This is a genomic window from Porphyrobacter sp. GA68 (genome assembly GCF_022605525.1).
In the GTDB taxonomy this organism is placed as follows: Bacteria; Pseudomonadota; Alphaproteobacteria; order Sphingomonadales; family Sphingomonadaceae; genus Qipengyuania_B.
This window is the reverse complement of sequence record NZ_JAKQYJ010000002.1, coordinates 331,936-353,041: the sequence shown is the minus strand read 5'-3', so window position 1 is coordinate 353,041 and position 21,106 is coordinate 331,936. Positions and strand designations below refer to the sequence as shown.

The 21,106-nt window shown below is 66.1% G+C and carries 18 protein-coding genes; 10 read left to right on the top strand and 8 right to left on the bottom strand.

From position 1 onward, the window contains the following. The first annotated feature begins 103 nt into the window (after nucleotides 1–103). The 5 genes from LHJ54_RS09490 to LHJ54_RS09470 all read left to right on the top strand — a co-directional run bounded on the left by LHJ54_RS09490 (nucleotide 104) and on the right by LHJ54_RS09470 (nucleotide 4,506). Nucleotides 104–505: a hypothetical protein gene (locus tag LHJ54_RS09490; protein WP_228243644.1), complete on the top strand. Its 402-nt coding sequence runs from the start codon at nucleotides 104–106 to the stop codon at nucleotides 503–505. Next, the gene (locus LHJ54_RS09485) at nucleotides 506–1,279 is read left to right on the top strand and encodes an SDR family oxidoreductase (protein ID WP_228243643.1); all 774 of its coding nucleotides are present in this window, start codon (nucleotides 506–508) and stop codon (nucleotides 1,277–1,279) included. Nucleotides 1,280–1,321: 42 nt separating this feature from the next. Beyond that, nucleotides 1,322–2,566 (top strand): cyclopropane-fatty-acyl-phospholipid synthase family protein, encoded by a 1,245-nt coding sequence (locus LHJ54_RS09480; protein WP_228243642.1) that lies wholly within the window; start codon nucleotides 1,322–1,324, stop codon nucleotides 2,564–2,566. Nucleotides 2,567–2,632: 66 nt separating this feature from the next. After that, a complete protein-coding gene (locus LHJ54_RS09475; protein WP_228243641.1) occupies nucleotides 2,633–3,874 on the top strand; it encodes an argininosuccinate synthase in 1,242 nt (413 codons plus the stop codon). 143 nt (nucleotides 3,875–4,017) lie between these two features. Next, complete coding sequence (locus tag LHJ54_RS09470) at nucleotides 4,018–4,506, top strand: septal ring lytic transglycosylase RlpA family protein (protein ID WP_228243640.1); 489 nt, start codon at nucleotides 4,018–4,020, stop codon at nucleotides 4,504–4,506. 21 nt (nucleotides 4,507–4,527) lie between these two features. Here the strand turns inward: LHJ54_RS09470 and LHJ54_RS09465 are convergent, their stop codons facing one another. The 3 genes from LHJ54_RS09465 to uvrA form a co-directional block, all read right to left on the bottom strand. Then, nucleotides 4,528–5,442, bottom strand: coding sequence for a hypothetical protein (locus LHJ54_RS09465; protein ID WP_228243639.1), 915 nt, complete (start codon nucleotides 5,440–5,442; stop codon nucleotides 4,528–4,530). Between the two features lie 72 nt (nucleotides 5,443–5,514). Further along, a complete protein-coding gene (locus LHJ54_RS09460; protein WP_228243638.1) occupies nucleotides 5,515–7,902 on the bottom strand; it encodes a hypothetical protein in 2,388 nt (795 codons plus the stop codon). Beyond that, nucleotides 7,899–10,880, bottom strand: coding sequence for an excinuclease ABC subunit UvrA (uvrA, locus tag LHJ54_RS09455; RefSeq protein WP_228243637.1), 2,982 nt, complete (start codon nucleotides 10,878–10,880; stop codon nucleotides 7,899–7,901). Before uvrA ends, LHJ54_RS09460 begins: the two co-directional genes overlap by 4 nt. A gap of 210 nt (nucleotides 10,881–11,090) precedes the next feature. Here uvrA and LHJ54_RS09450 point away from each other — a divergent pair, with 210 nt between their 5' ends. The 5 genes from LHJ54_RS09450 to LHJ54_RS09430 all read left to right on the top strand — a co-directional run bounded on the left by LHJ54_RS09450 (nucleotide 11,091) and on the right by LHJ54_RS09430 (nucleotide 16,174). Then, nucleotides 11,091–11,687 (top strand): hypothetical protein, encoded by a 597-nt coding sequence (locus LHJ54_RS09450; RefSeq protein WP_228243636.1) that lies wholly within the window; start codon nucleotides 11,091–11,093, stop codon nucleotides 11,685–11,687. A 182-nt stretch (nucleotides 11,688–11,869) separates the two neighbouring features. After that, a complete protein-coding gene (locus tag LHJ54_RS09445) occupies nucleotides 11,870–12,436 on the top strand; it encodes an Hsp20/alpha crystallin family protein (RefSeq protein ID WP_228243635.1) in 567 nt (188 codons plus the stop codon). Nucleotides 12,437–12,558: 122 nt separating this feature from the next. Beyond that, nucleotides 12,559–13,233, top strand: coding sequence for an HdeD family acid-resistance protein (locus LHJ54_RS09440; protein ID WP_228243634.1), 675 nt, complete (start codon nucleotides 12,559–12,561; stop codon nucleotides 13,231–13,233). Nucleotides 13,234–13,252: 19 nt separating this feature from the next. Further along, complete coding sequence (gene thpR, locus LHJ54_RS09435; protein ID WP_228243633.1) at nucleotides 13,253–13,789, top strand: RNA 2',3'-cyclic phosphodiesterase; 537 nt, start codon at nucleotides 13,253–13,255, stop codon at nucleotides 13,787–13,789. 129 nt (nucleotides 13,790–13,918) lie between these two features. Continuing rightward, on the top strand, nucleotides 13,919–16,174 hold the full coding sequence (locus LHJ54_RS09430; protein ID WP_228243632.1) for a M3 family metallopeptidase: 2,256 nt from the start codon (nucleotides 13,919–13,921) through the stop codon (nucleotides 16,172–16,174). A 67-nt stretch (nucleotides 16,175–16,241) separates the two neighbouring features. On the opposite strand, the gene LHJ54_RS09425 is transcribed toward LHJ54_RS09430, so the two are convergent. From LHJ54_RS09425 to LHJ54_RS09405, 5 genes are read right to left on the bottom strand one after another with little or no spacing between them, the layout of a single operon-like run. Beyond that, the gene (locus LHJ54_RS09425) at nucleotides 16,242–16,577 is read right to left on the bottom strand and encodes a GCN5-related N-acetyltransferase (RefSeq protein WP_228243631.1); all 336 of its coding nucleotides are present in this window, start codon (nucleotides 16,575–16,577) and stop codon (nucleotides 16,242–16,244) included. Between the two features lie 33 nt (nucleotides 16,578–16,610). Beyond that, nucleotides 16,611–17,357 (bottom strand): ABC transporter ATP-binding protein, encoded by a 747-nt coding sequence (locus LHJ54_RS09420; RefSeq protein WP_228243630.1) that lies wholly within the window; start codon nucleotides 17,355–17,357, stop codon nucleotides 16,611–16,613. Continuing rightward, nucleotides 17,354–18,334: an iron ABC transporter permease gene (locus LHJ54_RS09415; protein ID WP_228243629.1), complete on the bottom strand. Its 981-nt coding sequence runs from the start codon at nucleotides 18,332–18,334 to the stop codon at nucleotides 17,354–17,356. Before LHJ54_RS09415 ends, LHJ54_RS09420 begins: the two co-directional genes overlap by 4 nt. Beyond that, complete coding sequence (locus tag LHJ54_RS09410; RefSeq protein ID WP_228243628.1) at nucleotides 18,331–19,164, bottom strand: ABC transporter substrate-binding protein; 834 nt, start codon at nucleotides 19,162–19,164, stop codon at nucleotides 18,331–18,333. Before LHJ54_RS09410 ends, LHJ54_RS09415 begins: the two co-directional genes overlap by 4 nt. Next, nucleotides 19,161–21,038, bottom strand: coding sequence for a TonB-dependent siderophore receptor (locus tag LHJ54_RS09405; protein ID WP_228243627.1), 1,878 nt, complete (start codon nucleotides 21,036–21,038; stop codon nucleotides 19,161–19,163). The genes LHJ54_RS09410 and LHJ54_RS09405 overlap by 4 nt, the downstream gene beginning before the upstream one ends. Nucleotides 21,039–21,106 lie beyond the last annotated feature (68 nt).

Below are 21,106 nucleotides of genomic sequence, written 5' to 3'. Positions count from 1 at the left end.
ATGAGCCCTCGGGGCGGGCATACTTCCCCAGACCATCTTCTTGGCCTGTGCCTGCCCGCGTGATACTTGATCCAGATGTTCTCTTCGTCGGCTAGGCAGTGACATGCAGGACCAGGCAGCATCCGCATACGATGGCCTGCACTATACCTATTGCCGCCCTTTTCGGATTGCCGGCCATTCTTGCGAGGGGCTGGTCCGGTCGGGTATTGCCGACAACCGGAGCGAACTGCTGATTAAAGAAGTGGCGGTGGCAATGGGCCAGACGCCCGAAACTCGGGTCGAGGGCATACGCAACCGCAACCTCGCTGCCATCCCGCCCGATCGACGACGGCTGAAGGTCGAAGCGGGCTACGTTGACTGGATCAACATCGGCATCGCCACCCATCGCGACGGCAAACTCGTGCACCAAAGCCGCCCCGGACGGCGCATTGCAATGCCTGAGCGCGCGGCAAGCATGACGGACCTGACAACAGCAGCGCTGGTGGGCAAGGCGGAAGCTTCCTGAATGACGCGTCCTGCGGTTCTCGTGACAGGTGGCGCCAAGCGGGTCGGCGCCGCCATTGCCGAGGGCTTCGCCAAGGCTGGCTGGCACGTGGTAATTCATTACCATCGCTCGGCCAGGGAAGCGACAGACCTGGCTGCTGGACTGCCGTCGGCAGAGACGGTGCAGTGCGAACTGAGCGACCCCGGCGCGGTCGAGGAAATGGTGGCTGTCCTCAGTGCAAGGCTGCTTGACTGGCGCTGCTGCGTCGCCAATGCCGCTCTGTTCCTGCCTGATGACGCCGCCGCCCTGGACGAAGATCTGTTCGACCGGCTGCTGACGGTGAATGCCAGGGCTTCTGCTCGCCTCATCCAGCTTTACCTGGCGCATGCCTATGCAGCGCAGGGTCGGCGGGCGATCGCGATCACCGATCAGAAGCTGTTCAACCCCAACCCCGACTTCTTTTCCTATACGCTGACCAAGGCTGCGCTGGCCGGAGCGGTACCTCTGCTCGCGATGGGTGCGGCGCGCGAAGCGGACCGGGTATATGCCCTTGCCCCCGGCGCGATCCTGCCCAGTCACGACCAGAACGCTGCCGAAGCCGAGGTCTCCCACCGTCTGAACCTGCTGCAACGCAGGACGAGCGCCGGTGAAATCGCCGATGGCTGCGTCTTTCTCGCGCAAGGCTTGCTGGCGAGCGGCGAAACCCTGCTCGTCGACAGCGGACAGCATCTGCTCAGGCAGGCGCGCGATGTCATCTACCTCGCGCGGGACGAACCCGGCGCGCGGCCCGCCTGACCAGGGTGGCGCACGTGGCGGGGGTTCGATAAACAATCCTGTATGAGCACTACACTTCTGGAACGCTTCCTGCGGCACGCAATCAGCCACGGAACCCTGGAGGTCCATCATGCGGCCGGCAGCACAAGCCGCTTTGGCACGCCTGCCGCCGGCTATCCCGACGTCGTAATCCGCCTCATCGACCCCGCTGCTGCCCGCGCCATCATCCTTGATCCGCGTATAGGCGCGGCAGAGGCGTTCATGGATGGCAGGCTTGTTATCGAGCAGGGGGACATCATGCAGCTGGTCCAGCTCCTGCGCATGAACCAGCCATGGGAACGGGGTGTCGGGCTGCGGCCCCCCGCCCTGCCCCGACGTCTGCGCAACCGCGCCGCCTTCGCCATGGAGCAGGTCAACCAGCAACTCAGCGCCCGGCGTAATGTCGCGCATCATTACGATATCGGCAACGATCTGTACCGCCTCATGCTGGATCCGGAGCATATGCAGTATAGCTGTGCCTACTGGCCAAGCACGGACATGACACTGGGGCAGGCGCAGGAGGCAAAGCTGGCCCATATCGCCAGCAAGCTGCGCCTGAGGCCGGATGACATGGTGCTGGACATCGGCTGCGGCTGGGGCGGCATGGCAATCTATCTGGCCAAGCGGTTCGGCGTTCATGTCCACGGCATTACCCTGTCCAAGGAACAGCTTCAGTTGGCCAAGCGGCGCGCGGAGGAAGCCGGGGTCGCCAACCGCATCATCTTTGAACTCATCGATTACCGGGACTTGCCGCAACGCGACTTCCGCTATGACCGGATAGTGTCTGTCGGCATGTTCGAGCATGTCGGGCGCGCCCAGTTCGAAACGTTCTTCCGGACCTGCGCCAGCCTGCTCACGGATGACGGCGTCATGCTGCTGCACACCATCGGTCGCATGGGCAGCCCCGGCACCACCGACGCGTTCACCCGCAAATACATCTTCCCCGGCGGCTATATCCCCGCACTTTCGGAGACTGTCGCCGCGAGTGAAAAGACCCGGCTGATCGCGTCGGATGTTGAAACCTGGCGGCTTCATTACGCCCGCACGCTGCGTGCCTGGTACACCAATTGCGAAGCCAACCGCGAGGCCATAATCGCCATGTTCGACGAACGGTTCTTCCGCATGTGGACCTTCTACCTCGCCGGTGCCACAGCCGCATTCGAAAGCGGTGCGATGTGCAACTACCAGATCCAGTACATTCGCCAGCGTGATGCCCTCCCGCTGACGCGCGACTACATGGTGGAAGCAGAGCGGCGACCGAAGTCGTAACCGCTGAATTGCGATGTAGGAAAGCCGCTGTTACGGAGCCGGTCCTTGTTCCAGACGGAGTAAACGATGCCCGGCCAGCAGCGCCCTGATCCCCGCAAGGTCGTCCTTGCCTATTCCGGCGGCCTCGACACGTCGGTCATTGCCAAATGGCTGACGGTGGAACGCGGGCTGGAGGTCGTGACCTTCACCGCCGATCTCGGGCAGGGCGAAGAGATCGAGCCTGCCCGCGCCAAAGCCCGCACGATGGGCATCCCCGACCACCACATCTTCATCGAAGACCTGCGGGAAGAGTTCGTCCGCGACTTCGTGTTCCCCATGATGCGGGCCAACGCGCGCTACGAAGGCGACTACCTGCTCGGCACGTCCATCGCCCGCCCGCTCATTTCCAAGCGGCTGGTGGAGATCGCCCGCGACGTCGGTGCCGACGCCATCGCCCATGGCGCGACGGGCAAGGGCAACGACCAGGTCCGCTTCGAGTTGTCCGCCTACGCGCTGGCACCCGACATCCGCATCATCGCCCCGTGGCGCGAATGGGATCTGACCAGCCGCTCCGCGCTCATCGACTGGGCCGAGAAGCATCAGATTGCGGTGCCGAAAGACAAGCGCGGGGAAAGCCCGTTCTCGACCGACGCGAACCTTCTGCACACTTCTTCCGAGGGCAAGGTGCTGGAAGATCCGTGGGATGAAGTACCGCCCTACGTCTATTCCCGCACCGTCGATCCGCAGGACGCTCCGAATGCGCCCGAACACATCACCCTGTCCTTCGAACGTGGCGACGGAGTGGCTCTCAACGGCGAGACGATGTCGCCTGCCACCCTGCTCACAGCACTGAACGAGCTGGGCCGCCGGCATGGCATCGGCCGGCTGGACCTAGTCGAGAACCGTTTCGTCGGCATGAAGAGCCGCGGCATGTACGAAACCCCCGGTGGCACCATCTACGCCGCCGCCCACCGCGGCATCGAACAGCTCACCCTCGACCGCGGCGCCGCGCACCTCAAGGACGAGCTGATGCCGCGCTATGCCGAACTCATCTACAACGGGCTGTGGTTCTCTCCCGAGCGCGAGATGCTGCAGGCCGCGATCGACCATTCGCAGGCCAAGGTCACGGGCGACGTGCGCCTCAGCCTGTTCAAGGGACTCGCGTCCGTCACCGGCCGCCGGTCACCCCATTCCCTGTATTCCGAGCGGCATGTGACGTTCGAGGACGACGCCGGCGCGTACGACCAGAAGGACGCCGAAGGGTTCATCAAGCTCAACGCCCTGCGCCTGCGCCTGCTGGCCAGACGCGACCGGCCGGACGCGCTTTAACTCGCCTGTCATTCGCTGGTTCCACAGTTTTGCACTCAACTCGTCGATGAACTGTGGCGCGAATGGGGCAGGCGGACCCGCCTCTTAACGACTCCCACGCCCCCCTTCCGTAGAGAGGCTGCACACGGAACGGGAGGTTCTCCATGACCAAACGCACTCTGCGCCTCTGCGCGCTCGCCACTATTCTCGCCACCAGCGCCACCGCCGGTTGGTCCGCCAGCACGCCCGACAATGGCGTTCCCGCCGGCGAGCTGACCGCCCCCTCCGCGACCCCGCTCGCCGCGCCCGCGGCCCCGGCCGAGGAAGCACCGGCCGAGGAAGCGCCGGCCGAGGAAGCCACCCTGATCGGCACCGGCACCGCATCCTTTTACGCCAGCGAGTTCCACGGCCGCCGCACCGCCAGCGGAGCGCGCTTCGACATGAACGCCATGACCGCCGCGCACCGGACCCTGCCCTTCGGCACCCGCCTGCGCGTCACCAACGAACGCAACGGCCGCTCCGTCGTGGTCACCGTCAACGACCGTGGCCCCTTCCACAAGAGCCGCGTGCTGGACGTCAGCCGCGCCGCCGCCGAACGGCTCAACATGGTGGGCGCCGGGTCCGCCCGCGTCCGCCTCGAACGGGTCGGCTGATCAGGCCCGGGCGCCCGCTGCCTAGCCGCCGGGAGGCAAAGCCTCCCCCTCCGCTTTCATCTCCGCCGCTTCCAATTCATCCAGCCGGTCGTCCAGCTCTTCCCAGCTGGTGAGCAGCCACCATTCCGGCACCCCGGCCTCGAACGCGCGGAACTGCACCACCACCGCGTCGAGATCGTCGCTCAGCTCTTCGGGCAGCGGCGCGCGGCGCGGGCGGGCCGCCTCCATCGCTTCCCAGCGCTGCGCCACCGTCATCTTCTCCCATTCGTCATCCTCGTCGCCCACCGCATCCTCAGGTTCCGGCGGAGACATGGACCGGGTGTTACACCGTCCAGAGGAAGTTGCGCGCCCGTCCGGCGCGGGCGCGGCGAGCGGCCCGGTCGCGGCCGGGGGCGCAGGCGGCGGCAGTTCCTCGCCCCGTTCCAGCGCCGCCACCACCGCGTCGAAATCCTCCGCCAGCGCGGCCGTGTCGGCATCCTCCACCAGCCGGTCGAGCCGCGCCAGATGGGCGAGCAGCAGGCGCGTGTCGTAACGGCGGCGGGTGCCCACGACCTCGCCCCGGAACCACACCTCCTCCTCCACCCCGTCGAGCGCGCGGCAAGCGAGCACCTCCTCGGCCTGCGTCCGCGCGACCAGCAGCGCGGCATCCCACGCGCGCCGGAACCGCGCGCAGGCGCGCCGCTGGCGATAGGCGGTCTGATGGCTGATCCCGGCCGCCCTGGCGGCCGACCGCGCCGACCCGCACTCCGCCAGCCGCGACAGGAACGCGGCCTGGCGCGCGGCGGTGAACTGATGCTGCGCGGCGCGGGTGTCGTCGGCGGGCAGGTCGTCGATGAAGGTGGCGAGCGGCGGGGCGGACAGGGTGGAAGTCGAACCCACCGGCTCGCGCGTGTCAGGCGCGGCGCCGGGCGAAAGGATGGCGGTGTGGAGGGTCATGCGCGGTTCTCCATGGGAGCAGGGGAACCGGGGAGCATGGCACGGGCGGGGGTGTGTAGGACAGGGGGCAGGTCAGCGAGGCAGGAAGCCCAATTCGTACACCATCGGGCGCAGCTTTTCACTGAGCGCGGCGTAGGCAGCCTTGAAAGGCGCGAAGTCGGTCAGTTCGGTATCGCTGTAGGCTTCCAGCGCGCGTCGCACCTGATACCACCCTGCATCGGCGCGGTTCAGCTTGTATTCCTGCCGGATCCTGTTCGGAAAGCTGGTGGCGTGGAAGCGCTGGAACAGCTTGCGACCTTCGTCGAGCACGGCCTGCGCCTCGCGTGAAATTTCCATGTCCGCCATGTAGCGCACCATGAAATCGCTTTCGAATCGCGCCTTCGCACCCACCTCGGCCTCGGTGTAGGGGATGAAGTGGTTGGTCAGGCTCCAGTCGCGATCATTCCAGCGCAGCCCGTCCGCGCCTGCGGTGAGATTCTTTCCGGCAAACAGCATCCAGACGAGGCAATCGGACTTGAACTCGTCGGAAAGTGCCTTCGTGGGTTGCAAGAACTGGTCGTTGTGGTTTTGCCAAGTGTGCGGAATGATCATTCGAACGGTGAAAATGATCGCCGCTTTCCATAGGTTTTCTGGTGTGATGAAATAGCCCCCTGCGTGTCCGATTGAGTGGACGGATGAAAAAATGGCGGTCATCGTCCCTGAGTTTTGCAGGTCAGTCCCGTTGCAGAAAAAGTGTGCGATAGCTCCGTCTGACCAATTGCGATTTCGGATGCCGGTCGTCTTTGTCAGTGGCGTGATTGCGTTTGTCAGCGGCACCGCTTCGACCCGGTTTTTTCGCGAACGGGGCAGCCATTCGGTCAACAAGCGGTCGTTAGGAAAGTCGAAGAAGCTCTTTTCGCCTATGATATCTCCAGCCTTGTCTAGTGCGATGGTCTGAATGACCTCGGCAGGTTCATGCTGCGCCAAGTCCCAGATCAGGAAGCCAACCGGAAAGTTGCCCTTCAGGTTGTCGAACGCCTTGCTGTGGACAATGTACCCATCGAGATACTTGGCTTCCCACTGTTTGCGAAACCGCTCGAAGTTGGGGGCATTGACGTATTTGAGAGTGCTGAACATCGCCAGCTTGGCTTCAGGTAACTCGATCAAAATTCGGTGCAGGAACTGCACGAACAACTCCCGAGCCGAATAGCCCAGATTGCTCATGCTGTGGCTGATTCGGGTAGTAGCGATACCCGTTTTCCCAGCGTTACCGATTGAGTTACCGGCCTCACCATAAGGCGGATTAATCAGCACCAGTATCGGCTTCGCACCCCTCTTCCCCTCGCGCGCATCGGCAATCGCCTGCCTGAGCGCCATCGGCACCTTGCCCGACAAATCGTAGTCGATCTCACCGAAATCGGTCACATCGTCGTTGAGATAGTCGTATTGGAAAATCTCCGCCCCGGCGAAGGCCGGGTTGCTGCGCATGATCGTCACGTCCTCCTGATCCAGCGTGGACATGAAGACATTGCGCAGGTTGGAATGCTTGGCCTCCAGATTGCCGACGCCCGCACACATGTCCCAGACGATGTATTTCTGCTGCCAGTCCGTCCCCAGCGTCGCGGCAAGCTGGTCATAGGCTTTGTCGACGATGTGGAGCGGGGTGTAGAAGGCGCCCTTGAACTTCTGGTCGTCCATCGGCAGCAGGCTGTCGCGCCGTTCGAGCAGATAGTGCCGGTGCTTCTGTTCGGGCGGGCGGTGATAGATGTTCCAGAAATTGCGGTAGCCGCGCTCGCTGGCCAGTTCGTATTGATCGGCCCCCATGATGAACACCGGCTTGTCGCCGCTGAACAGCAGGCGGGCGGGCAGGTTGCGCATCGCCTCGTTGCGGCCATCGTGCATGATGTCGGCAAAGAACAGGACGGCGTAATCCGCCTCGCGCTTCACACCCAGTTCCACGCCGACCATCGCCACCCACTTGTCGAACACCTGCCGCAGATTATCCGGCGTGATAGGGGTGCGGATGATCCGGCCTTCGCGCACGGCATCCTTGGCGGCCTTGATGAACTCGGCCTCGTATCCGTCGATATGGTAGAGCACGAAATGCGTTTCGATGGTGGGGGCGATCTGCGCCGCCAGCGCCTTGTCCGCGGCTGAACCGGATTTGGGCCACACAATGCTCTTGTCGTCCAGCAGCGGCATGGCGTGCTCGGTCGCCATCAGCGCCGCCTTTTCGCGGTCGATCACGCACAGGAAGCCGGGGATCGCCTCGCCGCGTTTGCGCGCGGCACGCACATAGGTCAGCAATTGGGCGAACATCAACAACGGCGGCGTGGGGGATTCCTTCGCCTCAAACCAGATTTCGGGTGTCTGGATATCGACCAGCCCCTTGAACACGCCCTTAAGACCCAGCGCCTTGATGTAGGCATCCTTGACGTCTTCTTCGGTGCGGGCGCGATGCAGATCTTCGCGCAAGCTCATTCCGCCGCCTCCGTTTCGACGCGCGCCCGCGCCAGCAGCGGCTTCAGATAGAACCCCGTGTGCGACCGCTCCACGCGCACGACATCCTCCGGCGTCCCCTCCGCCACGATCTCCCCGCCGCGCACCCCGCCGTCCGGGCCCAGGTCCACAATCCAGTCGGCCGTCTTGATGACGTCGAGATTGTGTTCGATCACGATCACGCTGTTCCCCTGATCCACCAGGCGATGCAGCACTTCCAGCAGCTTGCGCACATCCTCGAAGTGCAGGCCCGTCGTCGGCTCGTCGAGGATATACAGCGTCTGTCCGGTGGACCGGCGGGCGAGTTCCTTGGCGAGCTTCACCCGCTGCGCCTCGCCGCCGGACAGGGTGGTCGCCTGCTGCCCCACCTTGACGTAGCCGAGGCCGACTTCGTTCAGCATCGCCATGCGGTCGCGGATCGGGGGCACGGCCTTGAAGAACTCCACCGCGTCCTCCACCGTCATGTCCAGCACGTCGGCGATGCTCATCCCCTTGAACCGCACCTCCAGCGTTTCGCGGTTGTAGCGCTTGCCGCCGCATTCCTCGCAGGTGACATAGACGTCGGGGAGGAAGTGCATCTCGATCTTGATGAGGCCGTCGCCCTGGCACGCCTCGCACCGGCCGCCCTTGACGTTGAAGGAGAAGCGGCCCGGCTTGTACCCGCGCGCGAGGCTTTCGGGGAGGCCGGCGAACCAGTCGCGGATGTTGGTGAAGGCGCCGGTGTAGGTGGCGGGGTTCGACCGCGGGGTGCGGCCGATGGGCGACTGGTCGATCTCGATCACCTTGTCGCAGTGTTCGAGGCCGGTAACCTTGTCGTGCGCCCCGGCAATAATCCGCGCGCCGTTCAGCTGGCGGGCGGCGACGGCGTAGAGCGTGTCGATGGTGAAGGACGACTTGCCCGACCCTGACACGCCCGTGACGCAGGTGAAGGTGCCGAGCGGGATGGAGGCGGTGACATTGCGCAGGTTGTTGGCCCGCGCCCCGTGTACGGTCAGTTTCCGGCCATTGCCCTTGCGGCGGGTGGCGGGCACCTCGATCCGCATGGCCCCGGTGAGGTATTGCGCGGTCAGCGACTTCTTCGACTTCAGGATCTGGCGCAGCGTCCCTTGCGCCACCACCTCGCCCCCGCGCACGCCCGCACCCGGGCCAAGATCAACGATGTGGTCGGCGGCGCGGATGGCGTCCTCGTCATGTTCGACGACGATCACCGTGTTGCCCAGGTCGCGCAGCCGTTTCAGCGTTTCCAGCAGGCGGTCGTTGTCCTTCTGGTGCAGGCCGATCGACGGTTCGTCGAGGACGTAGAGCACGCCCGACAGCCCGCTGCCGATCTGGCTGGCGAGACGGATGCGCTGGCTTTCACCGCCTGACAGCGTGCCGCTGGTCCGGTCGAGGTTGAGGTAGTCGAGCCCCACATTGTCGAGGAAGCCCAGCCGCTCGTTGATCTCCTTGAGGATGGCGCGGGCGATCTGCCGCTGCGTCTCGCCCAGCTGCTCCTCCAGGGCGAGGAACCAGGCCTTCGCCGCCGCGACGCTCATCCGGACGGGAGTGGCGATGTCGGTGCCGGCGACCTTTACCGCCAGCGCCTTGTCGTTCAGCCGCTTGCCGCCGCAAGTCTCGCACGGTTGCGCGGTCTGGTATTTCGCCAGCTCCTCGCGCATCCAGGCGCTTTCGGTCTGCAGCATCCGGCGGTTGAGGTTGCCGATGACGCCCTCGAACGCTTTCCTGACGGTGTATTCCTTGCGCCCGTCCTTGAAGGTCAGCGGGACCGCCTTGCCCCCGGTGCCGTGCAGCACGATGTGCCGCTGTTCCGGGGTCAGCGCGTCCCACGGCGTGTCGAGAGAAAAGGCGAACTCCTTGGCCAGCGAGGCGAGCACCTGCATGTAATAGGGCGACGGCGGGTTGGATTTCGCCCACGGCACCACCGCGCCCTTCTTCAAGGACAGATGTTCGTTCGGCACCACCAGCTGCGGGTCGAACAGCATCTTCTCGCCGATCCCGTCGCAGGTGGGACAGGCGCCCTGCGGCGCGTTGAAGGAAAACAGGCGCGGCTCGACCTCCTCGATGGTGAAGCCGCTCACGGGACAGGCGAAGCGTTCGGAAAACACGATGCGGTTGGGCGGCAGCCCCGCGCCCTTCATCGCCCCGCCTTTTTCGGCCGCCGCCTCCACGGCATCAGCGTCCGGGCCGATGCCGGCGGGGCGCACGTCCATGCGGCCGGCCAGCGCTTCGGCCACGGTGGTGTCGGCCAGATCAACGTAGGCGAGACCCTCGGCCAGCTTCAACGCCTGTTCGAAACTGTCCGCCAGCCGCGTTTCGATCCCGGCCTTCACCGCCAGCCGGTCGACCACCACTTCGATGTCGTGCTTGAACTTCTTGTCGAGAACGGGTGCTTCCTCGATCGGGTACATCTCGCCATCGATGCGCACGCGGGTGAACCCGGCCTTCTGCCATTCGGCCAACTCGCGCCGGTATTCGCCCTTGCGTCCCCGGACCGCCGGCGCGAGCAGGTAGATGCGCGTCCCTTCGGGCAGGGCCATGACCCGGTCGACCATGTTGCTGACGGTCTGCGCCTCTATGGGCAGGCCGGTTGCAGGGGAATAGGGGGTGCCGACCCGCGCCCACAACAGCCGCATGTAGTCATAAATCTCGGTCACGGTCGCCACGGTCGAACGCGGATTGCGGCTGGTCGTCTTCTGCTCGATGGAGATGGCGGGCGACAGGCCGTCGATGTGTTCCACATCGGGCTTCTGCATCATCTCGAGGAACTGCCGTGCATAGGCGCTCAGCGACTCGACATACCGCCGCTGCCCCTCGGCATAGATGGTGTCGAACGCCAGGCTTGACTTGCCGCTACCCGACAGGCCCGTGATCACGATCAGCGCGTCTCGCGGAAGATCGATGTCGATGCCCTTGAGATTGTGCTCGCGCGCGCCGCGCACGGAAATTGTGGTTAATGCCATTTGAGGGCGTGTTCCTGTAATGTTCGGGCGTGTCAAGGCACGCGGCGCGCTGCGGCGCCGCCGCAGATGTAGGTCACCGCGGCTGCTCCGCAACTCGGCCGCGTGCCCGCTGGTGCGCAATGCGGCAGTTTGTGCTATTGCCGCCGGGTGGCTGCGACCCTGTCTGCCGCGCAGGCGCAACGGTCGTCGCCCGAACAGGGGAGAGGACATATGAGAACCCATGCATTCACCGTCGCCGCGCTTTTCGCGGCAGGCATGCTCACCAACGCCTGCGGATCGCCCACACCCGCGGATGCGGCGCGGAATGACGCAGCCGCACCGCAGCCCGTCGCCCTCGCCGCCGCAACGGCTGACCCTGCCGCCGCACCGGCCGTCATGCCGGTGGAGAGCGCGGTGGGCGCAGCGCCTTCCCCTGCGCCGGTCGCCGCCGGTACGACGCCCGCCACGGCCGCTTCGCCCGGCGGCGAGGCAATCGACAGCCTGCCTTTGCGCCGCGGATATTATGTTGCAAGCGACACGCCCTGCGCCCAGGCATCCAACGCCACGCTGATGCTCGTCTCGCGTGAAGGCGTGTCCGCCTCGCGTTCCTCATGCGAGCTGCTTCGCATAACGCGCCGTGGCGCTCGCCAGTTCGAGGTGCGGGAACGGTGCGACGGCGAAAACAGGATCACAAGCTACGACATCCCGGCGAACGACCGCTTTACCAGCACGTCAGAGGACGGGTGGAGCAACAGCGCCCGCTTCTGCCCGCAGGCAAGCCTGCCTGAGCCGTGGCGAGATAACGACATCTCGGACATCGTGAACTGAACACGGCGCGGCGCGGGTGAGCCGCATATTCGGGAAATGAGGTTCAAATACAATGGCTTGGCCTGAGGAACCGGACTGCGTATAGCGCATTTCATCGGCATGGCGGTGGCCGGTTCCAAGCGTTCGCACGCAAAGGAACGATGCGCCACTGTAAACGGTGTAAACAAAGGAGAGCTGACGCCATGCCTTATACCTACATCACCCCCTATCGCCGCGGTGGTGGGTCGCTGCTCGACCTGCACAAGCAGATGAACCAGATGTTTGACGACCTGCTGGGCCAGCAGGGCGGCAAGAAGGACAAGGACAAAAGCGAAAAGACCATGCTGACCAGCTGGCCTTCGCTGGAAATCGAGCAGGACGACAAGCAGATCACCATCCACGCCGAATTGCCCGGCATGTCGCGCGACGACGTGGAAATCAGCATGGACGACGGAATGCTGACCGTGTCTGGCGAACGGAAGCAGCGCAAGACATCGGAAAACGGTTACAGCGAGTTTTCCTATGGCCGGTTCGAACGGCAGATCTCCATCCCTTCGTCGGTGAACCTCGAAGCCGCCGAGGCGGAGTTCAACAACGGGCTGCTGACCATCACCCTGCCCAAGGTCGAGGAACAGGCCAAAGGCCGCCGGATCGAGATCCGCGATTCAGGCGCACAGGGCCGCAATCAGGCCGAGCAGCTGATCGACGGCGATGCCGATGGCAAGAAAGGCAAGGCAGGCAAGAACGACAAGGACCGGCAGGACAGCTGATCCTGCCTGACTGATCCTGCCTGACAGGTCCGGAGGCGGGGCGCGCCTGCCGCCTCCGGTTCCAACGGTATCGCACCCGCACCGGCTTGTCAGGCGCGGCCAACGTTAAAGGAGCCACCCCCTTGGATACCGGACCCGCCCGACCCACCGCCGCCACTTCTCCGGTCGGCCGGATGCTTTCGTTTGCAGATGACATGCCGAGCCGCAACTGGGGGTGGTTTGCGCTGCGCGGAGTGCTGATGTTGCTGTTGGGAGCGTTTGCCGTGCTGCTGCCCGCGCCAGCCCTGTTCACCTTTGCGCTTGTGTTTGCCGCCTTCAGCTTCGTCGACGGGCTGTTTGCGCTTGTCAGCGGTTACCGCCGCGCCCGCGCCGATCAACCCCGCTGGCTGCCGCTGGCGCTGTCCGGCCTGTTCGGGGTGCTGATAGGGATCATCTTTGTCGCCTTCCCCCTGATCGGTACGATTGCCTACGCGCTGACCTTCATCGCGCTGATCATCGGCTGGGCGGCAGTGCAGGGGGTGCTGCAGATCGTCAGCGCGTGGCGCCTGCGGCGCAGCATCAACAACGAATGGACGCTGATCGCGCTCGGCGCGCTGTCGGTCCTGCTGGCGCTGGCACTGGTCTGGCTGTTGTTCCAGAATCCGGCGATCACCCTCCTGTCGGTGGCGTGGGTAATCGGGTTCTGGGCCATCGTCAGCGGCGTGCTGATGCTGATGCTGGCGTTCCGGTTGAAGCGCCATTGCGCGGAGACGGACGCCAGCGGCGGGGTGACGGACGGAGAGGCATCCGCGGCTTGAGCGGACAAGAGCTGCTCCGGTGCCGCGCCTGTTCGTAGCCCTGCGCCCGCCCGCCCCGGTGCGCGCGGAGCTGATGAATCTGATGGGCGGGGTGGAGAACGCCCGCTGGCAGGACGAGACGCAGTTGCACCTGACGCTTCGCTTCATCGGAGAGGTGCCGCCCCTTCAGGCGCAGGAGATCGCGGCAGAGTTGGGGCGTGTCGCGATGCAGCCGTTCTCGCTGGGCCTGCGCGGAGTCGGCCATTTCGAACGCAAGGGTGCGGCGCACACGCTGTGGGCCGGGGTCGCCGACTCGCCAGCGCTGGGCGTGCTGCACGGACGGGTCGAGCGCGCCTGCCGCCGCACCGGTCACCCAGTCGAAACCCGCAGGTTCGCGCCGCACGTGACGCTCGCCCGCCTCAACCGCTCCGCCGGCTCGATCGCCGGCTGGCTGGCAGCACACGGCGACTTTGCCAGTATCCCTTGGCCCGTCGATCACATGATCCTCTATGAAAGCCAGCTCACGGCCAGCGGGGCGTGCTACGATCCGGTGGTCCGCTATCCGCTGCGCGGCTGAGCAGGAACCGCAGCGCCCGGCCGTGGCAGAACAGAGCCAGCTTGCATTCAGACGCATTCTGGCATCTAAGCGCGGAAAATCGATCCTTGCGCCTGGCCGCATGCCAGTCCGCGTTTCCTTGGAGAAAACATGCGCTTCAACCGTTCCCTCGCCCTGCCCGCCCTGCTTGCAGGCACCGCCCTTACCGGATGCACCACCATGAATGATGCCGCGCTCTCCGACAGCTCCACCGCGCCTCGCGCCGCTGCCGATACGCGGTCGGCGGAAGAAACGGTCGGCGCCACCGGCTATTTCGCGCAGGCGAGCGAACTGCCGTTCCTCGCGCCCGACTTCACCCGGGTGAGCGACGGCGATTACCTCCCCGCGTTCGAGACAGCGATGCGCGCCCACAATGTCGAGATCGCCCGGATCCGCGACAATCCCGCAGCGCCGACTTTCCAGAACACCATTGTCGCGCTGGAAACCAGCGGCCGGATGCTGACCCGGGTGGCGACCATGTTCTATGCCCTGACCGGCGCCAACACCAATGATACGCTGGACGCCGTTGACGCGCAGGTCGGCCCCCGGCTGGCCGCGCACAGCGACGCGATCAACCTCGATCCCGTACTGTTCCAGCGGGTGAAGGCGGTTTACGACAACCGCGCCGCCATGACCATGAGCAAGGAAGACGCCCGGCTGCTGGAGCGCACCTACGAAAACATGGTCCACGCCGGCGCCCTGCTGACGGACGCGCAGAAGGAGCAGGTCAAGGCGATCAATTCCGAACTGTCCACCGCCACCACCGAGTTTTCGCAGAAGGTGCGGCAGGCCACCGTCGACGGCGCCATTGTCGTGGATGACGTCGCGCAGCTCGCCGGGCTGAGCCAGACGGAAATCGCCTCCGCGCGCAAGGCGGCAGAGGAACGCGGCCTGCAGGGCCGGTACCTCATCGCGCTGCAGAACACCACGCAGCAGCCGCTGCTCCCCACGCTGGAGAACCGGGCGCTGCGCGAGCGCCTGTTCCGGGCCAGCGTCAACCGCGCCGATCAAGGCGGCGAGAACGACACGCGCACCCTGCTCGCCCGCATCGCGACGCTGCGCGCGCAGAAGGCCGCGCTGTTCGGGGAACCGGACTGGGCTAGCTATGTCATGTACGACCGCATGGCGCAGGAACCGCGCACCGCGCTCGACTTCATGGGACAGATGGTTCCCGCGCTCGCCGGGACGCAGCGGCGCGAGGCGGCTTTGCTGAACCAGAAGATCCGCGAAGAAGGCGGCAATTTCACGGTGCAGCCATGGGATTGGTACCGCTACGCCGAAATGGTGCGGCAGGAACGCTACGATCTCGACGAGAATGCGGTGAAGCCCTATTTCGAACTGACCCGCGTGCTGGAAGATGGCGCGTTCTATGCCGCCAATCAGCTGTACGGCATCTCTTTCCAGAAGCGTACGGACCTGCCGGTCTATCACCCCGATGTCACGGTTTACACGGTGCTCGACCGGGACGGCAGCGAAATGGGGCTGTTCTACTTCGACCCGTTCCAGCGGCCTTCCAAGCGCGGCGGCGCGTGGATGGGCAATTTCGTCGACCAGAGCCACCTCTATGGCACCAAGCCGGTCGTGTACAACGTGCTGAACGTGCCCAAGGCGCCGGAAGGCGAACCGCAGCTGATCAGCTTCGACAATGTGAACACGCTGTTCCACGAGCTGGGTCACGCGCTGCACGGCCTGTTCGCGGACCAGCAGTACGCATCCCTGTCCGGCACGGCGACCGCGCGCGACTTCGTCGAATACCCCAGCCAGGTGAACGAGATGTGGGCGACCGATCCCCGGATCCTCGCCAACTATGCCCGGCATTATCAGACCGGGCAGCCGATCCCTGCCGACCTCATCACCAAGATCGAGGAAGCGGCGAAGTTCAACCAGGGGTACGACTTTGGCGAAGTGGTTGCCGCGGCGCTGCTGGACATGAAATGGCACGCCCTGACCCCTGAACAGGCGGCCGCCATCGACACACCCGAAGAAGTGGACGCCTTCGAGCGCCGCTCGCTCCAGGAGCTCGGGCTCGAGATCGACCTGGTGCCGCCGCGTTACCGGTCAAACTATTTCAACCACATCTTCTCCGATCCGGCCGGGTACAGCGCGGGGTACTATTCCTACCTGTGGACCGAGATGCTGGACCGGGACAGCCGCAAGTGGTTCCGCGACAACGGCGGCCTGACGCGCGCGAACGGCGACCATTACCGGGCCACCGTGCTCAGCCGCGGGGGGACCGAGGATTACTTCCAGATGTTCCAGAACTTCGCCGGCCGCCAGCCCGATGTGCGACCAATGCTGGAAGCCCGCGGGCTTGTGGACGATCCCGCACAGGGGCAGCCAGCAACGACGGCGACCGGGCGGCGGTAATCCTGGCGATCCGCGCTTGATCCGCGACGGGGTGGTTTGGCTTAAACCACCCCAAACCGGCATCGGCTCACGCCTTTTTCCGCCATGCCAGCGAGCGGCGGTTCATCTCGGCAAGGTCCGCCTCCCCCCGCACCACCCGTTCGCCCAAGGCAAGTGCCGCAAGCAGCTGCGCGTCCGTGGCATTCCGGTATGCCGGCGCAGGTATGACGTCCCGCCAAACCCCGCCCACTGCGTTGTCGAGCAGGATGCGCTGGAAACAATGGTCGAACCGCACCGGCCAGCCGCGTTCGGCGGCCAGTTGAGGCATCTTCTCGCGGGTCAGGAAAAACCAGCGGGCGACAATTTCCTCGCGCTGAGAACAGGCCATGTGCCGGGGTAACAAGCCGTCCGCCTGGTTGTCCATGCCCTCACGTAACCTGTGCGCGGCCTGGTCGCATCAACTCGAACCGCCCCGCCCCATCGTCACGAGGGCACGCGCGCCAGTGTCGCCAATCCATTGCGCATCAACGTTCCACACCCGTTTGATTACCGCCGCGTCCAGCGCGTGATCGGGCGAGCCATCCGCCGCCACCGCTCCCTGGGTTAGCACCAGCACCCGGTCGGCATGGTTCATCGCCGCCGCCAGGTCGTGCAGGACCAGCACCACACCTGTTCCCGCAGCAGCCGACGTGCGGAAGTGGCGCAGCATGGCCGCCTGATGGGCAAGGTCCAGCGCGGCCAGCGGCTCGTCCGCGAGGATCCAGCGCGGTTCCCCCGCCAGCACCCGTGCCAGCAGCACCCGCGCCCGCTCGCCCCCGGACAGGGTCAGCACCCGCCGCTGCGCAACGTGCTGTAGGTCCATGGCCGCCAGCGCGGCGTCGACTGGCGGCGATGAGCGGTCGCCGTGCGGCATCCGGCCCAGCGCAACAAGGCTGCGCACCGGAACGTCCCAGGCGACCTCCGCGCTTTGCGGCAGAAAGCCGATCCGCCGGGCCCGCTCCCTCGCCCGCATCTGTGCCAGCGGCGCGCCATCCAGCCGAACCGTCCCGCTGGCCGGTGACAGCAACCCGGCAAGGGCATGCAGCAGGCTCGACTTGCCCGCGCCGTTGGGGCCGCAGATGGCGGTGATGTGACCGGGCATGAAGGCGGCGCTGACACGCTGCAACCTCCCTGTCAGCATAAGCGCCTCCGCCGTCAGCGTCATGCCCACCCCCGTCGCAGCCGCAGCAACAGCCACAGGAAGAACGGCGCTCCGACAAGGCTGAGGGCGATACCCAGCCTGAGTTCGACGACCAGTGGCAGCACGCGCACCACGCTGTCCGCGACCAGCACCAGCAGCGCGCCCGCCAGCGCGCTCGGCAGCAGCAGTTGCGAAGGCCGCTCGTCCGTCAGCGGGCGCACGAGGTGAGGGACGACCAGTCCGACGAAGCCGATGATCCCGGCCACCGCCACGCCCGCCCCAACGGTCAGCCCGACGCCGGCCACCAGCAGCCACAGCAGCCGGCGCGGATCGACGCCGAGCGAACGCGCCACCTCCCCTCCCAGCGTCAATCCATCCAATGCGTCCCGCGCCTGCCACAACAGTGCGCCGCCCAGCGCCACGAGCGGCGCGGCAAGCCATACCTCGCGCCAACCGCGATCGGTCAGCGCGCCGTTCAGCCACAGCACGATCTCGCTCATCACGAAGGCGTTGGGTGCAAGGCTGATGGCCAGCGCGGTCAGGGCGCCCGCCAGGCTGGAGATCATCAGCCCGGCGAGGGTGAACAGCGCGATGCCCCGGCCCAGCCCCGGCGGCGTCCTCCCCGCAATGAGCGCAAGCACCGCCATCGCCCCGCCCGCGCCGGCGAGCGCGAACAGCGGAACGGCCCAGGTGCCTGCGGCGAACCCCGCCTCCCGGCCCAGCCACAGCGCCGCCACCGCGCCCAGCGCGGCGCTCGGCGCGATGCCGAACAGGCCGGGATCGGCCAGCGGATTGCGCAGATAGCCCTGCATCGCCGCCCCCGCCATGCCCAGCCCTGCGCCGATGATGATCGCCAGCAAGGCGCGCGGCAGGCGCAATTCGGTCAGGATGAGCGCGGTGTTGGGGACCTCCGCCGGGTTCAGCCACACCCGTCCTGCCAGCAGCGACAGGGGCAGCGCCAGAGCCAGCAGCGCGGCGAAGATCGCTGTCGCACGGCTCACCGCTGGGCCTCCATCGTCCGTCTGAGCGCCGCCAGCCGCTGCGCCGCGCGCACCACCGTGGGGCCGCCGCAATACAGCAGCGCCGGATCAAGCTTCGTGCGGGTCATGCCTGGCAGTGCGTCCAGCACGGGATGCACCTGACCCGGATCGTGGCCCGCCACCAGCAGCAGTTCCGGCGGATCTGCGACCACCGCTTCCAGCGGCAGGTAATCCGCCTGCCTGTAACCACGCGCGGCGGCGCCATTGGCGAAGCCCGTACGCTCCAGCAGTTCGGCCACCAGCGTCCCGCGCCCCGGAACGATGCCGCCGGGCTGCCACAGCACCGTGTCGACCGGCTGTGCGCCCGCCGGCGGCGCGGCATCAGCCACCGCCAGGCGCATCCGCCCGACCAGCCGCTCGCCAGCCGCCGGGCTGCCGATCAGCGCGGCGATCCGCCGAACCTGCGCTTTACTCTCGGCCAGTGTGCCCGCGATCCCGAACAGCTCCACCCGGACGCCGAGCCGATCGAGCGCGTCACGGGTAGCCGGGTCGAGAAAGCTGCTCGCCAGCACAAGGTCCGGCCCCAGCGCCAGCACTTCCTCGACCGTGCCGCCGGTCACGGCATATCGCCGGGCAAGCTCCTGCGGCAGCGAACTCGACGCGGGATCACCGCTCCAGTGCGACAGCGCGAGCACCTGGCGCGGGTCCGCCACCTCCACCAGCACGGCATCGACGCATGGGTTCAGGCTGACCACAGTTGGCCTGCCTGCCTGCTCGTGCGTCCGCCCCACCGGTCCGTTCCAGCCGCAACCCGCCAGCAGCAACCCGGCAAGGAGTAGCGAAAATCTCACCGCCGCAGCCTTACTCCGGCAAAGACACCGCGGCCCGGTTGAGCATAGCCGAGCACAGTCTGGTATTCCGCACCGAACAGGTTCTCCACCCGACCGAACAGCTCCAGCCGCTCGCCTACAGGTATGCTGGCGCGCAGGTCCGCAACCGCGTGCCCGTCGATCGGGCGCAGGTTTGCCCGGTCATCGAAACTGTCGCCGACGAGCCGGACATCGGCTCCGAGGCCGATACCTGCCACCGGCGTTTGCCAGTCGGCATAGACAGTGCCCGCGTGGCGCGGCCGCCGAGGCAGCTCGTTACCAACTCCGGCAACGCCAGCGGTGCGGTCCTGCGTGTCGATCAGCGCATACACCGCGCCCGCCGACATCCGCTCCGACAGCCGCGTGCCCAACTCAAGCTCCACGCCCTGCGCCCGCGCCCGCCCGATGTTGAAATAGCCGCCGTTCGGGCGATCATCGGTGAAGGCGAAATCGATAAGGGCCTCGCTGTTCCGGCGAAACGCGGTCAGCGCAAAGTGCAGCGGCCCGCCACGGGAACCTCGCTCCACGCCGATATCGAAGCTGGTGGAACGTTCCGGCTGCAACGCTTCATTGCCGAAGTCGGAAAACAGCTGGAACAGGGTGGGCGCCTTGAATCCCTCGCCAACGCTGGCCTTCACACGCCAGTCACGCGCCACGACATAGCTGACGTCCCCGCCAAAACTCCACTCGCTGCCGAACCGTTCGTGCGCGTCGATCCGCGCTCCGGCATGGACCGCCAGTCCTCCCAGCACCCAGCCGAGCTGGGTGTAAGCACCGGTGATGGCTGTCTCTGCCCGCTGGGTGAAGGTGGTGCGGTAGTCAGTCCACTCCCGCTCCGCTCCGAAGGAGAGGGCCAGCCCGCCGATCAGCCGGTACTCGCCCCGCAGGCTGAGCCTCTCGGAGTGACCGTCGCTGGCAAAGTCGGGCTGCGGCGCGGCCGGCGATGCGAAGTTCTCGCGTGCGGTATCGGCCAGCGACCAGAAGCCGCGCAGGGTCAGGTCCGTTCCGTAATAGGCAGCACCGACCGCACCGGAATACTGCCGCGTCACCTGCCGCTCGCTGGTGTCCACCGGCAGGAACGGTGGTGCGAACGAAAACCCGTCGATGTCGAGATTGCCGCGCGCGTAGCGGCCGGTTGCGAACACCTCTATCTGGTCGGTCGCGTCAAAGAACACGGCGCCGCCCAGCGAACCCTGCCGAAAACCGTCGCGTTCGGTTCCGCCCGCGGCGGCGGAGAAGCCGCCGGTCCGCAGCCACCCGCCCGTCACGCTGGCGAAGTAGCGGTCGCCTTCCAGGCCGGCGGCCGCGTTGCCGAACAACGTGCCCCGCGAACCATATTCCACCGCCGCTTCCGCGCCCGATGTGCGCCGGGTGGTCACGTCGACTACCCCGCCCACTGCGTCGGAGCCCCAGATCGTGCTGTTCGAACCGCGCAGGATGTCGAGCTTGTCCATCGTACCGGTCAGCAGGTTGCCGAAATCGAACCCGCCCGCCGGAGCCGCCGGGTCCGCAACGCGCACCCCGTCAACCAGCACCAGCAACTGATCACCCGAAGCGCCGCGCAGCGACAGCGAGGTGAACGCCCCGACAGGCCCGCTGCGGGTGAGGGTGGCGGACGGAACGCGGCGCAGAACCCTCTCCACATCGGCGCCCTGGACCTGCTCGATCTCGGCCCGCCCGATCAGCGTGATCGCCTGCCCGGTGTTCGCAATGTCGGTGCGAACGCCCGTGGCGGTCACGGTGATCGTGTCCGGCGAAACTCGGTCCAAGGCAAAGATTATGGGTTCGCCATCTTGCGCCCAGGCAGGCGCGGCCAACGCGGATGATACCGCCAGCAGGCAGGCAAGTTTTCGCATTTCCAATCTCCATCACACGCGCGAAAGTCGCCCATGACGAAGACCCGCCGCGTCAGGCGGGCAATCGC